This window comes from Oleiphilus sp. HI0079, assembly GCF_001635105.1.
Map to the genome: position 1 here is coordinate 1 of NZ_LWFT01001036.1, position 756 is coordinate 756.

Genomic DNA, 756 nt, shown 5'->3' on the forward strand with positions numbered 1-756 from the left:
GTGCAGACCGGGTTCTGTCCCAATGTTGATGTGTTTTAACAAGGGGTTGATATACGCCGCCGCGATGGTTTTCTCGCCTCGCTCAAGGTAAATCATTGCGAGAATACTGTTCTGCCAACAAGAAATGATTCGCGGTTGCGAGGGGTCGTGTAAGCTATCAATCCATTGCTGGTTGTGCATGCCGGTTTCAAGTGCTGCGTCTAGCTTTCCTTGAAAAAAGTAAATCCAGCCAAGCAGGCCGCTGCTGGAAAGCACGGTGGTATACTTTTTCTCGCGTTTACCGTGGTCGATAGCCGACTTTAGAGCAAACTCTGCTGACTCAAGATCACCCACTGTAAAACTGTCTAGACCAATGCCGTAGTAAGTGACTGATTTAAGGGGCATATTGGTGTTATCAAGCTCTTCAAGAACCTGCTTGGTAAGTGAATGAGCGCTACGAAGATCTGACTGAGACCGAGCAATGTATGAGCGGATGAGCGAAATTTCGCTATGAAGGTCTATTAGTTCATTGGCGCTGGTTTCTACTTCTGCGATCCGCTGTTGATCAACAAGCGCCTCCAGCTCGTCCAAAAGAGGTTGAATTACTTCGATTTTGTTACTGAAAAATAAAGCCCATATTCTGAGCATGAGCAATCTCGGCGATTTTGCTCTCACAGCTTCCGGTAGCGCAGCAAGCCACTCGAGCATTGGCAAGTGGTGGCCTTCGTGGATCAAATTGTTCCCATTGGTTTCTAGCAGCTTTGCAAGTAGCGACCA

Annotated in this window: 1 protein-coding gene; it reads right to left on the reverse strand. The window is 47.6% G+C overall.

The window, feature by feature from the left end:
• Window positions 1-627, reverse strand: a 627-nt coding sequence (locus A3750_RS26370) for a hypothetical protein (protein WP_231871883.1), incomplete at its 3' end; no start/stop codon positions are given.
• Between the last annotated feature and the right edge of the window lie 129 nt (window positions 628-756).